This window comes from Luteibacter sp. UNCMF366Tsu5.1, from assembly GCF_900119235.1.
Taxonomy (GTDB): domain Bacteria; phylum Pseudomonadota; class Gammaproteobacteria; order Xanthomonadales; family Rhodanobacteraceae; genus Luteibacter; species Luteibacter flocculans.
Map to the genome: position 1 here is coordinate 1386349 of NZ_FPIS01000001.1, position 14651 is coordinate 1400999.

The 14651-nt window shown below is 64.5% G+C and carries 13 protein-coding genes and 1 tRNA gene; 2 read left to right on the top strand and 12 right to left on the bottom strand.

Annotated elements, in window-relative coordinates:
• Positions 1 to 20: 20 nt before the first annotated feature.
• From BT115_RS06155 to BT115_RS06180, 6 genes are read right to left on the bottom strand one after another with little or no spacing between them, the layout of a single operon-like run.
• Positions 21 to 4010, bottom strand: a complete 3990-nt coding sequence (locus BT115_RS06155; protein WP_072321597.1) for a pilus assembly protein — start codon at positions 4008 to 4010, stop codon at positions 21 to 23.
• A gap of 31 nt (positions 4011 to 4041) precedes the next feature.
• Positions 4042 to 4659: a pilus assembly PilX family protein gene (locus tag BT115_RS06160; protein ID WP_072321598.1), complete on the bottom strand. Its 618-nt coding sequence runs from the start codon at positions 4657 to 4659 to the stop codon at positions 4042 to 4044.
• Between the two features lie 11 nt (positions 4660 to 4670).
• On the bottom strand, positions 4671 to 5861 hold the full coding sequence (locus BT115_RS06165) for a PilW family protein (protein ID WP_083527327.1): 1191 nt from the start codon (positions 5859 to 5861) through the stop codon (positions 4671 to 4673).
• Between the two features lie 10 nt (positions 5862 to 5871).
• On the bottom strand, positions 5872 to 6306 hold the full coding sequence (locus BT115_RS06170; protein WP_072321600.1) for a type IV pilus modification PilV family protein: 435 nt from the start codon (positions 6304 to 6306) through the stop codon (positions 5872 to 5874).
• An 8-nt stretch (positions 6307 to 6314) separates the two neighbouring features.
• Positions 6315 to 6953, bottom strand: a complete 639-nt coding sequence (locus tag BT115_RS06175; RefSeq protein WP_083527328.1) for a GspH/FimT family pseudopilin — start codon at positions 6951 to 6953, stop codon at positions 6315 to 6317.
• Entirely contained in the window at positions 6899 to 7357 is a 459-nt protein-coding gene (locus BT115_RS06180; protein WP_343124040.1) for a type IV pilin protein, read from the bottom strand. The genes BT115_RS06175 and BT115_RS06180 overlap by 55 nt, the downstream gene beginning before the upstream one ends.
• Positions 7358 to 7555: 198 nt before the next feature.
• Here BT115_RS06180 and BT115_RS06185 point away from each other — a divergent pair, with 198 nt between their 5' ends.
• Positions 7556 to 7738, top strand: coding sequence for a hypothetical protein (locus BT115_RS06185; protein WP_072321601.1), 183 nt, complete (start codon positions 7556 to 7558; stop codon positions 7736 to 7738).
• Between the two features lie 89 nt (positions 7739 to 7827).
• Positions 7828 to 8118, top strand: a complete 291-nt coding sequence (locus tag BT115_RS06190) for a hypothetical protein (RefSeq protein ID WP_250338360.1) — start codon at positions 7828 to 7830, stop codon at positions 8116 to 8118.
• 17 nt (positions 8119 to 8135) lie between these two features.
• Here BT115_RS06190 and BT115_RS06195 read toward each other — a convergent pair whose 3' ends face one another.
• The 6 genes from BT115_RS06195 to BT115_RS06220 all read right to left on the bottom strand — a co-directional run bounded on the left by BT115_RS06195 (position 8136) and on the right by BT115_RS06220 (position 14593).
• Positions 8136 to 8693, bottom strand: coding sequence for a GNAT family N-acetyltransferase (locus BT115_RS06195; protein ID WP_072321603.1), 558 nt, complete (start codon positions 8691 to 8693; stop codon positions 8136 to 8138).
• 280 nt (positions 8694 to 8973) lie between these two features.
• Positions 8974 to 9049, bottom strand: a tRNA-Thr gene (locus BT115_RS06200).
• Positions 9050 to 9091: 42 nt separating this feature from the next.
• Positions 9092 to 10033, bottom strand: coding sequence for a 4-hydroxy-3-methylbut-2-enyl diphosphate reductase (gene ispH, locus BT115_RS06205; protein WP_072321604.1), 942 nt, complete (start codon positions 10031 to 10033; stop codon positions 9092 to 9094).
• Positions 10034 to 10161: 128 nt separating this feature from the next.
• Entirely contained in the window at positions 10162 to 10662 is a 501-nt protein-coding gene (gene lspA, locus BT115_RS06210; protein ID WP_072321605.1) for a signal peptidase II, read from the bottom strand.
• A gap of 67 nt (positions 10663 to 10729) precedes the next feature.
• Entirely contained in the window at positions 10730 to 13588 is a 2859-nt protein-coding gene (ileS, locus tag BT115_RS06215; protein ID WP_072321606.1) for an isoleucine--tRNA ligase, read from the bottom strand.
• 48 nt (positions 13589 to 13636) lie between these two features.
• Positions 13637 to 14593, bottom strand: a complete 957-nt coding sequence (locus BT115_RS06220; protein ID WP_072321607.1) for a bifunctional riboflavin kinase/FAD synthetase — start codon at positions 14591 to 14593, stop codon at positions 13637 to 13639.
• Positions 14594 to 14651 lie beyond the last annotated feature (58 nt).

The window sequence follows — 14651 nt, forward strand, 5'->3', positions numbered from 1 at the left end:
AATGCCCCGCCCTGCCCCGATCAGTCGAGGATTTCCCGCCAGTTGGTGCGCTGGAGCAGCGCCGAATTACCCGGCTGCACCATGTTCGCCGTCTGCGGCGACTGGCCCGTCTGGCCGTACAGCAGCACAAACTTGCCGTTGTTCGGTAGCTGAACCATCTGCAGGTTCGTGATCGCCGTATTGGCGGTCAGGAACTTCACGGACTGACCGGTCGACGAGAGCAGGTTGCTCTGTCCCGAATCGTACGCGGCCGAGTAGACGGCACCACTCAATGCGCAGGGGTCGGCGGTCGGGATCAACGTACCCCAGTTGATCGAGAAGATGCCGGCCACTGCGTCGGGATCGACCACGATACGCTCCGTGGCGCCGCCAGTACCCGGCGCGGTTCCCGTCAGGTCGTAGTACCAACCGTAATCGGCATCCTGGATGTTGAGGTTGTCGACCAGGTTGTTCTGACGCAGGTTGGCGCGGGTGATTGGCGTGCTGATTGGGTTGGGCGATACGCCGGTCCCGTCGCGCAGTGCGTACATCGTCTGCGTCTGGGTATCGGTGAGGTCGCTGCTGTCGAGGAACTTGCCGGTACCGACGAACACCCAGCGACGCGTGCCGGTGCCGGTCGAGTCGTAGTTCAGTTCGATGCGGGGCGCCGTGGTGATCGGCTGCGCACCGCCGCTCGGATCGGTCAGCTTGGCGAGGATGACAGGGCTCGGATACGCACCGGTGCCGGAGAGATCGAAGCGCCACACATTGCCCTGCAGATCACCCACATAGACCTGCTCGACGGTGTTGTCCGTCACGTCCTTGATGTATGCGGACGGACGCGAGAGTCCGATCGGGCTCGTGGTCGACCCCGTGGTGGTCGCGATCTTTTCGAGCAAGGTGCCGGTCTTGACGTTGATGACGTAGAGATAACCCTTGCCATCGGCGTTGTTGTAACCGGAGGTCGCGATGACCACCCACCCATACTTGCGTGTCTTCGCGATCAACGGACGTGCATAGGTGTAACCCATCGTCGAATCGGTGAATTCCCAGAGCGACTTGGCAGTCGCAATGGTCGACTCGATGGTGGTGTCCTTCGTGGTCGTCGGCGCGTTAGGTACCGTAGTGATATCGAGGCCATAGAAGCCCTTGCCGCCCTTGCCGAGGCCGCCGACAAGCACCGTATGCCAATTGTTGGTCGTCGGTTTGGTGCCGGCAGTACCCGCCGTGTTGACCGTCCAGTCGAAATCGACGTCAGCCGCTTGCGGCGTCTGATCGACGTAGAAGTGGTGGTCATAACCGTTCGTGGTCGCGCCCTTCAGGTTGGCCAGCGCGGCGAGACCGTCAACGGCAGGCGTGTTGTTCGGTCCGGCGAAGACGAGGTTCGGCACGTAGGCCCACAGTTCTGCACCGCCGCCACCCAGCGAGTTGGTGCCACCCGACGAGAAGTCGGCTTCAAACGCATGGACCATGCCGTCGTTGGCACCGACGTAAACCACTGGCATGCGACTCGACTGTGCGGTAACAAACGCGCTGTAGCCGGGATTGTTGCCGTCGGTATACGACGTGGACAGTGCGCCCTGCACCAGCGTGGCCTGCGAGTTCACGATGTCGCCAAGCAGGTGCGTGCGGATGTGGAAGCTCGTGCCTTCCTTCGACCGGTCGCCGCGCAGGAAATCGAGCAGCGTCGAGTCGCTGGAAAGATTGCTCTGCTGCGTCGCGTTGAGACTCGCCCAGCGGAACGGCTTGCCTGCGCTCCCGACACGTGTAAACACACGGCGGATGTCCCGCCAGCCAAGCGTGGAGTTGGTGCTGTCGGCATAAGCACCTAGCGCATCGAGGCGCGTCTGGGCGCTCCACGTATTGCTGCCCGTGGCGGCTTGCACGTCAGCGCCAACGGCGGCGGAAGCCACGAAACCGGTGACCTCGCCACTCCAGGTGCCGGGGAAATAGGTCACCGTGTAGATCGGAAAGCCTGCGACCGGCGAGTTGTAAGGTGCCGCATTCGCCGTCACGTCGGAGAGCACGCGCGTGGGCGATACGCTGGGGCCCGACGCGCTCAGCGACGCCGTGGTGCTGACGTTCGAGAAGATACTCGCCAAGCCGGCCACGATCAGGTCGGGACGGTTACCGACGAAGTAATTGTCCGGACGCAGATCCTTCTTCGCCACGGTCGACGTATTCGTGTGCCAGGTGAGGAACGACGACGGCTTGCCATCGCCCTTGGTATCGGCGAAACCGCCGTACTTGGCCGCGAGCCAGTACTGGTTGGGGCCTGCACTACCGTTGCCCGTGTTGTAGATTTCCTGGCCATTCGCGCCCGAGAACACACCCGGCTCCATCACGTCCACCACGTAGGTATCGACGGTCTGCTTGCCCGTCAGGTCCGAGCGGATGTCATTGGTGTGCGCAAAGTAAGCGAGACCAGCGATGAAGTAGGTCGAGAGCTGCCCACTGTTGACGAAGCTGGTGCCTGCGGCGTTGCCACCCAGCTTGGCCGCGGAAAACGAGGCCGACGCCGTGCCGTTGTTGCCGTCGGCTTCGATCAGCGGCAGGTTGCCCATGTTCGTGGTGTACTTTCCGGCGTCCACGCCCTTGACCACCGTTTCGGTGGCCTGCATGGCGCAGTAACCGTTGGTGCCGGACGGGCCTGTCGAACTCGGCACGCGGCGATCGCAGTGCGTATGCGAGTCGCCGATCACGAGGATCGCGTTCGCTGCGCACTTGTACTGCATGGGGTCGTTCGAGTCGGACGAGTCCGCCTTGGTCCCCTTGAAGGCGGGGAAGGCCTTGTCGAGGCTGTTAGTGGCGTTGAGCGAACTGCTGTAAGCGGGGTCGAGTGGCGCGCGCATGAAATACGCAAGCGCCGACCAGTAAAGCTCGCTGATCGTGTCGTAGGTTTCGTAACCGTTCGTACCGAACTTGTTGAGGTAATTGATGACGCCGCTTTGCGAGAACGCGGTGCCGTCCGGTCCGGTCGCGAGGTTGGAATCGTTGGCCGCCGGATTGCTGTAGAGCGTACCGTCCGTCGCGCTCCACTCCGCGTATGCGTTGGGCTGGCGGGCACCGTTGCCGTTGTAGGTCGTAGGGCCGTTATCGCGCAGCAACGCACGAACCAGGCCATTGGGATTGGGAGCGCCCGAGGTATTGGCGTAGGCCGCCGCACCGACGCGGATGCGCTGGTAGTTCTGCTGGATGAGGCCTTCCGGCTTGTAGTTACTGCCGTAGGCCGTGCAATTGTCTTCCGCGGTATTCTTTTCGCACACCGAGACCTGCGCGTTATACGTCAATACGACGTTGTTGACGCCGTTGGTCTTGCCGGTCGAGGAGAAGGCCGGGTTGTTTGACACCCTGAACGTCGTGCCCAGGCCGTACGAACGGAAATACGCCACCGACCAGTTCTTGACGTCATCGCCAGCGACGTCCTTCAGATTGACGTTGTTGTTGGCACCCAGACGCTTGTTGGGGAAGTTGCCTTCGTTACTCTGGTTGTTGAGATTGGACCGGACCAGTACCGTGGCCGTCGCCGTGTCGACCGCGCGGTTGCCGCCGGTGAGCGTCTTGCGGAACTCGTCCAGCGCCGTCATGGTCGCCCAGTTCAGCGCATTGCCGCTCCAGTCGCCGCCGCAGCTATTGTCCGACGACGTCAGCGTCTTGCTCGGCTTGAAATAGCCGTCCGACGACGAGTACTGGTAGCACTTCAAGGGATCGAAGTAGCCCAGGTAGTTCATGGCGGGGAAGTAGCACACGCCAAATGACGCATTGGAATCGGTGACCTTGCCACCGCAGCTGTACGACGTACTTCCGGTCACCAGCGCCACACCGGCGTTGTCGGTATACGCCGCCACCGTGCCGGTCGGGAATTCGACCGAGAGCGCGAGCATCAGATTGGCCGGTACGTTGGACGCACTGTACAACGGCAGGTTCGACAGTTTGGTATCGGCTGCCAGGCCGACGGAAGCCGGAAATCCGAGCGCCAACAGGCCAACGAGGGCAAGCAACCGTTGAGCGACCTTGCGGAAAGAGTTCATGCGCGTATCCCGAGAGAGGCCAGGGTCATGGTCAGCGGAGGATCGTTTGGACGTAGGCGACCGCGTTTCGCTGGCCGTCCACGCGCACCGTCAGGCGAAACGCGGCGGCCGAGCCGGTCGTATTGAACGGGATGCCGGGATCGGTCGTGAGATTCGAACTGGTGCCGCCACTGATCGCCGTACCCGGCACGATGCACGTGTTGATGGTCGCTGGCGTATTGGATGTGGGACAGAGGCGCTCCACGACGTAGTAAACGTCGTTCTTCGTGTCACTCTGATCCATCTTCACGACAGCGCCCTGCGTCTTGTTGAGCAGGATGTCGGGGATGTCCGGGCGTGTGGTCGACGTATGCGCCTGCAACGACGCGTAGTACCCCATGCTCGGATTGTCCGAGTTACTCACTGGCGGCGCAAACGACGACTCGAGCTTGGTGCGGATGTCCTGGTACGCGCGCTCCGCCTCCTGCATGGCGCCCTGCCGGAAGGTCATGCTGCCCGCGATGGAATTGGCGGTGTCGACGGAACGCATGAGCGCCATGGCTGCGAGCAAGGTGGCAACCAACACCACCAGCGCGATCAACGTGGCGATCATGCCCTTCTGACGCGATGCGGCGCCGAGGCGGCTGTAGGAAGACATGGACTTGGACATGGGCCGGTCCTTTAGAAGAACTTGGTGATCAGGTTGTTGCGGACGGGGATGACCAGGTCGTACACCTTGTAGCGATACGTGGGATCCGTCGTCACCGAGTACTGCAAGGTCGCGTCGAGATCGCCGAACAGCGTCAACGTCGTGGACCCGGTGTAGCCGATGTACGCCACGTCCGACGACGCCGCACTGGCAGGCGCCGCACGTTCCTGCTGCCGGCTACGCACCACCACGGCGATGCGGATGGCACGAATGCGCGAGCGCGCGTTGTTCGCGTCCTGCGTGTCGGGGGTCGGCGTCAGGGCGGCGATGCCCCAGGTCGTGCCGGTGGGCTTCACCCATGAATCCACCGTGACGTCGCTGGGCGTGGCCGCCAGGCCGTACAGCGTCTTCAGCTGCACAACGTTGTCGGCCAGCGGGTATGGCGCGATGCTCGCGCCTGATGCGGCGCCACGCTGGAGCAGGTCGTAGCCCACCAGCGAATTGTTGGTCTGATTCACACTGAACAGTGTGACGGCAGGGTTCACGCCCATGTCGAAGATGTAAGCGGACAAGGAGGCCGTGTAATGCGCGGGCGCCGAGAATCCGTCCGAAGCACTACCCGCCGTATCCAGGCCGATCGACGTGCCGTTGACCGTGCTGACGAGGCCGAACGTGCACTTGCCCGACTTGTCGGACATCAGCAGGTATTCGCCCGGGAAGATCGCCATCGTGTTGTCGACCGTGACTGTCGTGCCCGATGCGGAGACCATGTTGGTACGGAACGTGCGCGCGATCGGATTGCCGCGCACGATGCCGATGACGTCCGCCTTGTCGCCCGTACCGGCAGCGACCAGCACGGGTACGGCGCGCGTGGTCAGCGGCCAGTTGTCGAAAGGCGCGGCGAGGGCTGCCGTCAGCGGCAGGCGCTTCGTACCGCCCGACCAGGCATCGATTGCGCAGCCCCAGATGCCGTAGTTGCGCCCCTGGACGAGCGCCGAACCCGCCGTGCGGATCTCGCGCTCGAGCATGAAGGTGGAGAAGCTGCCGTTCTGCTGCGCATCGCTGCCGTTCGTGGTGGTGCGCTTCTGCGATTCATAGGCCGAGAAAGCGGCCATCATGCCGAGTGTGCAGATGATCGAAATGACGATGCCGACCATCAGCTCGATCAGCGAGAATCCGCGCGTAGCCGAAAGCAGACGCGAGTGCATACGAGAAGGTGTCATGTGCACGCGCCTATTGCTGGATCTGGGAGATGGTGATGTATTGATGCGGGCTCGTTTCCTGCGGAGCCTGCCACTTGACGGTGATCGTCACGAGATTGTTCGTGCCCACGGTGACGGTGGGCGGGTTGGCCGCCACGCCTGGAAGGCAATTGGTCAGCACCTTTGCTTTGGCGCAATCGACGAGGTTGTCGCGCCACGCCACATAGGCCGTACCGCCAGTCACGTAATCGGTCGCGAGCGTCGAGGGCACCGCGCCCCACATGTCGGCAATGAGACGATCCGCAAGCAGCGCCGCATCGGTACGGTATTTGGCATCACCGCCGAGCTTGGTCGCGCTGGCCTGCAGCGCCACGATGCCCAGAATACCGAACGAAAAGATGAGCACTGCGATCAGGGCATCGAGCAGCACGAAGCCACGGGTGTCGGCGTGACGAGGACGATTCATGGCGATTCCTAGTTGCTCTTGCACGACTGCGCATTCGTGGCCGCGAGCGTCGCGTCCGGGTCGCACATGCGGACCATGCCGCCGGCCGAGATCAGAATGACCAGGCGACGCCCCGCGTCGTTGGCGCCGGCCACGTCAATGCGCTTCAGCGGCGTGGTGCCCGTAGCGAACGGCCGGGCCAGCGGATCGAAGGTGATGCCGCCTGGGATACCGCCCGTCAACGTCGTCGTGGTCGTCGTCTGGGAGGCGGCGGTGGTGCTGCCTGTGAGCTTGACCAGGGCCTCGGTACCACCGCGGTTTTCGATAGCAGTGGCATCAGAATCGCTGCAGGCTCCCGTTCCCGAAGTGATCTGGCAGACTTGCCACGACGCCACGCTGGCGGAAGACAATTGGAAACGCACCCAGGTACCGCGCTGGGCGGCTTCGTTGCGCGCCACGCGCAACCCATTCTGAATCGACTCGCTCGCCGAGCGAATCCGCGAGTTGTTCATCCAGTCGCGAAAATTCGGCGTGGCGATGGCGAGCAGAATGGCGACCACCGCAATGGTCACCATCAGCTCGATCAGGGAAAAGCCCCGGGCCGCGCGCCGCATCACGAGCAGCTTCCGTCCCTGCGGATGGTCCAGCAGGTGGTGCTGGCCGTCCATTTGGGGGGCGTGCCGGTCGTCTTCCGTATATTGGTCTGGTCGATGTAATACGTGAACCCGGCGACGGCCGTGCCAGCAATGCCACTCGCTTGCGCCGACCACGTCTGCCCGTTGTTGGCGGGCGAGCAGGTGTAGCTGAATTTCGTCGACGCGGGCATGGACGCGCCGCAATCGCCGTTCGGCTTCTGATACGAACGGTTGTCCTGGTAGTACTGCTCCTGCATGGTGCGGACGGACGACAAGCCCGCCTGCGCCTCCGTGAGATAACCGCGGATCAGGTAGTCCCGATAGATGGGCACGGCGATGGCCGCCAGGATGGCGATGATCGCGACCACGATCATGAGTTCGATCAGGGTAAAACCCGACGATGCGCGGCTGGCCCGCGACAGAATGCGTTGCTTCACGATGTCCCCCAACTGGGCCGGATCCGGCAGGCGTAACGTAGTCCGTCGCCGTGAGGCTATCCAGCGTCCGCGGACAAGCGGCGGGAATTGCCCGATGAATGGTCAGCCCGTGCCGTCATGCAGGGGGCCACGCGCCGGGCACGGGACGTTCACGGCCCCTGCCGCTCCATGGTGGCGTCATCACAGAGGAACGCCGCCATGACCCACGACCGCCAGGACGTCAACCATCCCGATCATGGAAAGCCCAAGCATCCGGAAACGGATGTCGAGAAGAAGGAACGCAAGCAGCACGCCGACGAGAACCAGGATCAGGCACTGGAAGAGACCTTCCCCGCCAGCGATCCGGTCTCTCCATTCGTGCCGGCGAAAGCGCCAGACTGAATGGAAGATTTCCGATGCGACGCCACGACCCGCACCGACACATTGGCGTCGCGTCGGTATAACGCAGCGGTCACGGTGTCGCGGTGAGAATGAGCGGGCTAAGACAGGAGTTCGTCCCCGTGCTCGCGCAGTATGTTTTCACTCCCGCTGACACCCCTTTCCGCATCGTGCGCCACGGTCATCGCTGGCGCGCCCTTCGCGACGACATCGAAGTCGGTCGCTATGAAACGCCGGAGGAAGCGATTCGCGACCTCCGCACGTTCTATCCGGAGGCTCGCCTGCCCCGTCGCCTGAGCGACTGGCGGTTCTTACCCGACGCCCCGCTCGCCCATTTGCCGCCGCCCAGCGCAGCGGCGCTGGCTCGATTGGCAATGGCGTAGTTTCTTCGTGGCGGGCGTCAGGTGCCCCGCCACTCCGTCGCAAGCATCGCGAAGATCACGTCATCTACCCATTCGCCGCGAAAGCGATAGCTGGCGACGTGATGTGCTTCCTGGCGAAAGCCCAGCGACCGCAGCAAGGTCATGCTGGCTGCATTGCGTGGGTCGACCGAGCCCACCGCACGGCGATAGCCCCATTCGCGGAACGCCAGATCGATCGCCTTGCCCAGCGCCTCGCGCGCATAACCCCTGCCCTGCCGGTCGGGACGCAACGTGACGCCAAACTCGATGGCGTCGTCGGTCGTGCCCGGGAAATGGATACCGAGATCCCCGAGCAGTTCGGATGAGTCGCGATCACGGATCGCCAGTTGGCACCAGCTTTCCGGTGAGCCGAAGTCCTGCGCGGACTGCGTCGCGATGAACGCTTCCGCCTGCGCGAGATCGGTAGGCCACCAGCCCTGATACCGCGCGACGTTCGCGTCGCTGCGGTAGTCGTACAGCGCTGTAGCATCCGCAGGCAGCAGGCGGTCCAAGCGCAGGCGCGCGGTGAGAAACTCGGGAGACGTTGGCATGTTCATGCCGCGTATCGTCGACGACCTCGATCGCTCCTCGCAACTGTGGAATTTTCGGGCGCCTGCTTTTCCACGGGATCGTAGCCGGCCTGGGCTTGGCACATCCCTTCCCCGCACGGAGCCGCCGCCGAAGCGAACCGTAGCTACGGTCGGTTCTTCGAGCAGTTCAACGACAACGTGGCCGATCGTGCGCCATGACGTGAACGACAGACATAAAAAAACCCGCGAGAGCGGGTTTCTTTATGTCTTCCGGGACCGCGCCAGCGGCAATCCGGGAAGCAATCTGTGGTGCCGGAAATAGGAATCGAACCTACGACCTCATCATTACGAATGACGCGCTCTACCAACTGAGCTATTCCGGCGAGAAGCGGGATTCTAGGGAACCCGGCGTCGTGGCGCAAGCCTCAGCTTGCGAGACGGAGCTCCTTGGGCAGGGCGAAGGTGATGTTTTCTGCCTCGCCGTCCAGTTCCCGCACGCTGCCAGCGCCCCAGGATTGCAGGCGCGCGATCACTTCCTGCACCAGTTTCTCCGGGGCGGAGGCGCCCGCCGTGACACCAATGCGCGAGGCGCCATCCAGCCAGCTGCGCTCGATGTGTTCGGCGCCGTCGATCAGGTAGGAGGTCACCCCCTGCTTCTCGGCCAGCTCCTTGAGCCGGTTCGAGTTGGAACTGTTCACCGAGCCCACCACGAGCACCAGATCTACGGCGTCGGCCAGGCGGCGTACCGCATCCTGACGATTCTGCGTGGCGTAGCAGATGTCGTCCTTGCGCGGACCTTCGATGTTGACGAACTTGGCGCGCAGCGCGCCGATGATGGCGATGGTGTCGTCCACCGAGAGCGTGGTCTGGGTGACGAAGGCGAGGCGATCCGGCTGCGACGGGCGCAAGGCGGCCACGTCTTCCACCGATTCCACGAGATAGATGTGTCCGCTGTTCGCGGGGTTCCACTGCCCCATCGTGCCTTCCACCTCGGGGTGCCCGGCGTGGCCGATCAGCACCACGTCGTGGCCCGCCCGACCCAGGCGCGCGACTTCCATGTGCACCTTGGTGACCAGCGGACAGGTGGCATCGAACACGTTGAGGCGGCGGCGATCGGCTTCCTCACGCACCGCCTTGGGCACGCCGTGGGCACTGAAGATCACAGTGGCGCCATCGGGTACGTCGTCCAGTTCTTCCACGAACACCGCGCCATCGGCGCGCAGGCGCTCGACGACGTAGCGGTTGTGGACGACTTCATGGCGCACGTAGATGGGCGCACCGTACGACTCCAGGGCACGCTCGACGATGGCGATGGCGCGATCGACACCGGCACAGAAACCACGGGGATTGGCGAGGAGGATGTCCAAGGGAACCTCGGGGGCCGCAGGGGGCCGTGATAGCGGGCTGGGCGCCTAGGGGCGCGGAACAGGGCGATTATCGCACGACCCGCCTATCAGAGCCTGTGTGTATGGGAAACCCTGTCTGTGGGAGCCCATCAGGTCGCGGACTTCTGGCCGCCAAACAGGCTGAACACGATCAGCGCCACGGCGCCCACGCTGATGGCGGAATCGGCCACGTTGAACACCGGGAACGGGTAGCTGCCGATGAATACCTGAATGAAATCGGTGACCTTGGCGGCGTGCAGCCGATCGATGACGTTGCCCAGGGCCCCGCCCAGGATCAACGCCAACGGCGCTGCGGTGCGCCAGTCGCCGCGCGGGGTACGAGACAACCAGACACCCAGCGTGACGCTGACGCCGACGGCCAGCGCCACGAAGAACCAGCGCTGCCAGCCGGCGCTGTCCGCGAGGAAGCTGAAAGCGGCGCCGGTGTTGAAGGTGAGCGTCCAGTTGAGCAGGCCCGGAATGACCGGGTGCGGCGTCTCCGCCGGCTGCAGGGCCGTCAGGGCCCACCACTTGGTGAGCTGGTCGAGCCCGATCATGGCGGCGGCGAGCCACAGCCAGGACAGGGCGTTGGGTTGGGGGCGTGCAGTCATTCGAAAAGCCAAGAGTGACGAAGGGCCCGCGCCGTTGCCGGCACGGGTACGGCAGAGGAACGCCGGATCAGAACCAGCGGCGATCCTCGCCCTGCCCCGTCACGTTCTCCACGCAACGGCCGCAGATCTCCGGATGCGCCGGGTCGACGCCGACATCTGGGCGATGATGCCAGCAACGCACGCACTTCACGGCCTCGCTCACGGCGGCGGAAACGTAGACCTCCGCCCCCTCGAGTTCCACGCGCTCGGCCGTGGCCGGCCGGTCATCCATCGGGGCCAGCGTGACATCGGACGTGATGAAGAAGAAACGCAGTTCCGACGCCGAGGCCGCAAGCGCGGCCTGCGTGGCCGTATCGGCATGCAGGGTAAGCGTGGCATCGAGCGAGGCGCCGATCTGGCCGGTCTTGCGCATGCCTTCGAGCACGCGTGAGGCGGTTTCGCGGATCGCCAGCAAGGTGGACCAGTGACCGCGGGCGTTGCCATCCTGGCGCACGTCGAGCCCGTCGTAGAAGGTCTCGAACAGCACCGACTCACCGCGCGAGCCCGGCATGTGCGCCCAGACTTCCTCGGCAGTAAAGCTCAGGATCGGCGCGAGCCAGCGCAGCATCGCCTCGAGAATGCGGTACATCGCGCTCTGCGCGCTGCGTCGACCGTGGCTGTCGGTCGGCATCGTGTAGAGCCTGTCTTTCGTGATGTCGAGATACAGCGCGCCGAGTTCGTTGGTGCAGAAGTTCTGCACGCGCTGGACAATCTCGGGGAAGTCGTAGCGTTCGTAAGCCGCGACTATCGCCGCCTGCGTGTCCGCCGCCTGCTGCACGGCCCAGCGATCGAGATCGAGGCACGCGCCGGTCGCCAACAGGTGCTTGTCCGGATCGAAACCATCCAGGTTACCGAGCAGGAAGCGCGCGGTATTGCGGATACGACGGTACGTGTCCGCGACGCGCTTCAGGATCTCGTCCGAGAGCGACATCTCGTTGCGATAGTCGGTGGAGCAGATCCACAGACGCAGGATGTCCGCGCCCAGGGTCTTCATGATGTCCTGCGGTTCGATGCCGTTGCCGAGCGACTTCGACATCTTGCGGCCCTGCGCGTCCACGGTGAAACCGTGGGTCAGCACGTGGTCGTAAGGCGCGCGGCCGTGGATCGCCGCCGACGTGAGCAACGACGACTGGAACCAGCCGCGATGCTGGTCGGAACCCTCCAGGTACATCACCTTGTATTCGGTGGCATCGCCGGCCTGAAGCTCAGGACGCGCGCCGACCACGGCGAAGTGGCTCACACCGGAGTCGAACCAGACGTCGAGAACGTCGGTGACCTTCTCGTAGCGGTCAGCGTCGTCGCCCAGCAGTTCGCGCGGGTCCAGCGTGAACCAGCAGTCGATGCCTTCGAGCGCAACCTTCTTCGCCACCTTTTCCATCAACGCGACGGAGTCAGGATGCGGTTCGTGCGTGTCCTTGTCGATGAACAAGGTGATCGGCACGCCCCAGGTGCGCTGACGCGAGATACACCAGTCGGGACGTCCCTCGACCATGCCAGCGATGCGCTCCTCGCCCCAGCCCGGCACCCAGCGCACGGACTTGATCGAGGTGAGCGCGGTGCGGCGCAGGTCGGCCTGCTCCATGCCGATGAACCACTGCGGCGTGGCGCGGAAGATCACCGGCGTCTTGTGCCGCCAGCAGTGCGGGTAGCTGTGCGTGAGTTTCGCGGACGCGAGCAGCACGCCGCGGTCGCGCAGCAGGTCGACGATCTGGTCGTTGGCTTTCCAGATATGGATGCCCGCGAAGGACACGTCCCCCGCCAACGGCAGATCGGCGCGGTAGACACCGCGACCATCCACGTAGTTGAGCGTGCCGATGCCGTAGTTCTGCCCCACCGCGAAGTCTTCCGCGCCGTGGTCGGGCGCGGTATGCACGGCACCGGTGCCGTCCTCGGCGGACACGTGGTCGCCGAGGATGATCGGCACCTTGCGGTCATAGAACGGATGGCGCAACGGCTGGTTCTCCAGCACGGCACCCTGCACGCGCGCCAGCACGTTCACGCTCTCGACGCCGTAGCGCGCGAGCGCCTTCTCCGCCAGCGCGGAGGCGATCACGAGCAGCAGCGGCTTGCCGTTGTGCACGGGGCCTTCCACGAGCGCGTATTCGATCTCGCCACCCAGCGACACCGCCTGGCTGGACGGCAGCGTCCAGGGCGTGGTGGTCCAGATGGGCACGGCGATGTCCGCATCGCCCGTGGCGACGCCGAACAGCGCACCGAAGGAGACCGGATCGACGGCGCGATAGGCAACGTCGACGGCAGGCGAAGTCTTGTCCGCGTACTCAATTTCCGCCTCGGCCAGCGCCGAGCCGCAATCGAAGCACCAGTACACGGGCTTGGCGCCGCGCACCACGTGGCCATTGGCGACGATGCGCGCCAGCGCGCGAATCATGTCCGCTTCGTAGGTGAAGTCGAGCGTGCGATACGGCCGCTCCCAGTCGCCGAGCACACCGAGTCGCTTGAAGTCGGTGCGCTGCAGGTCGATCTGCGACATCGCGTATTCGCGGCACTTCTGCCGGAACGCCGCGGCGTCGAGCTTGTCGCCGGCCTTGCCGAACTTCTTCTCGATGGCGATCTCGATGGGGAGACCATGGCAATCCCAGCCCGGCACGTACGGCGCGCGGTAGCCCGCCATGAGCTTGGACTTGACCACCACGTCCTTGAGCACCTTGTTCACCGCGTGACCCAGGTGAATGGCGCCGTTGGCGTACGGCGGGCCGTCGTGCAGCACGAACACCTTGTCGCGTGCGGCCGTCTTCTCCTGAATCTGCGCGTAGCGGCCCACCCGCTCCCAGGTCGCAAGCCAGCCCGGCTCGCGCTTGGGCAGGTCGCCGCGCATCGGGAAGTCCGTCTGCGGCAGGTTGATGGTGTTCTTGTAATCCTGGGTCATCGCTGGGAACCGTAGGTTTCGGGGCGAAAGCGCGGGACGCGCATTCCGTCATGCATCGACAAGTATGGGGTTCATCCCAAGGGCCTGCCGGGCGGCGATCTCGTCCTTGCGCATCTGGGCGGTCAGGGCGTCGAGGCCGGCGAACTTTTCTTCGTCACGCAGCTTCCGCACGAACTCCACGCCGATGCGCTGTCCGTAGAGGTCGCCGGAGAAATCGAACAGGTGCGCCTCGAGCAACGGCTCGCGAACCTCGTTGACCGTCGGGCGGTAGCCCAGGCTGGCCACGCCCGGCCAGCTGCACGGGCCATCGCCGACGCCGATCCGCACCGCGAAGATGCCGTGCACCGGGCTCACCCGTTCGTTGAGATGGACATTCGCGGTGGGATAACCAAGGGTCCGCCCCAACTGCTGGCCCCGTTCGACGTGACCGTCGATCACGAAGGGCCGGCCAAGCAGACGCGTAGCACCCGCGAAATCGCTGGCCGCGAGCAAGCTGCGCACGCGAGTGGACGACACGCGTTCACCGTCGACGAGCACGGGCGGGACGGCATGCGCCGTGAAACCCAGCTCGGCGCCCATCGCCTGGAGCAAAGCGAAGTCGCCGGTGCGGCGGTGACCGAAGCGGAAGTCCTCGCCCACCCAGACCTCGCGCGCGCCCATGCGCGCGACGATCACCTGGCGCACGAAGGTCTCCGCGGCCATTTCGGTCAACGCGCGATCGAAACGCAACGACAGCAGCTCGCGGATGCCGGCCGCCGTCATGCCTTCGGCTTTCTCGCGCACGCCGGACAGGCGAGGCACGGGTTCCTTGGAGAAGAACGCGCGCGGCAGCGGTTCGAATGTGATGACGGCAGGCGTTGCGCCGCGCGCGGCCGCACGTCGGCAGACCTCCGCGAGGATAGCCTGGTGACCCAGATGCAGGCCGTCGAAAGCGCCGATCGCGAGGACGCTGCCCTCGGGCGCGAGGCAGGGGCCGTCGACGTCGCGATGGAGTCGCAGCGTCATGCCCGGGCGCCCTGGAATCGATGCGGAATAAAAGCCATCGGGCCAGTATAGCGGCCCG

Excerpts from the sequence above, each read along its gene's own strand:
- BT115_RS06185 (WP_072321601.1), top strand. The coding sequence starts at position 7,556 with ATGACCCACGACCGCCAGGACGTCAACCATCCCGATCATGGAAAGCCC.
- BT115_RS06165 (WP_083527327.1), bottom strand. The coding sequence starts at position 5,861 with ATGACACCTTCTCGTATGCACTCGCGTCTGCTTTCGGCTACGCGCGGA.
- BT115_RS06160 (WP_072321598.1), bottom strand. The coding sequence starts at position 4,659 with ATGTCCAAGTCCATGTCTTCCTACAGCCGCCTCGGCGCCGCATCGCGT.
- BT115_RS06175 (WP_083527328.1), bottom strand. The coding sequence starts at position 6,953 with ATGGACGGCCAGCACCACCTGCTGGACCATCCGCAGGGACGGAAGCTG.
- BT115_RS06220 (WP_072321607.1), bottom strand. The coding sequence starts at position 14,593 with ATGACGCTGCGACTCCATCGCGACGTCGACGGCCCCTGCCTCGCGCCC.
- lspA (WP_072321605.1), bottom strand. The coding sequence starts at position 10,662 with ATGACTGCACGCCCCCAACCCAACGCCCTGTCCTGGCTGTGGCTCGCC.
- BT115_RS06155 (WP_072321597.1), bottom strand. The coding sequence starts at position 4,010 with ATGAACTCTTTCCGCAAGGTCGCTCAACGGTTGCTTGCCCTCGTTGGC.
- BT115_RS06170 (WP_072321600.1), bottom strand. The coding sequence starts at position 6,306 with ATGAATCGTCCTCGTCACGCCGACACCCGTGGCTTCGTGCTGCTCGAT.
- ileS (WP_072321606.1), bottom strand. The coding sequence starts at position 13,588 with ATGACCCAGGATTACAAGAACACCATCAACCTGCCGCAGACGGACTTC.
- BT115_RS06195 (WP_072321603.1), bottom strand. The coding sequence starts at position 8,693 with ATGAACATGCCAACGTCTCCCGAGTTTCTCACCGCGCGCCTGCGCTTG.
- BT115_RS06190 (WP_250338360.1), top strand. The coding sequence starts at position 7,828 with ATGAGCGGGCTAAGACAGGAGTTCGTCCCCGTGCTCGCGCAGTATGTT.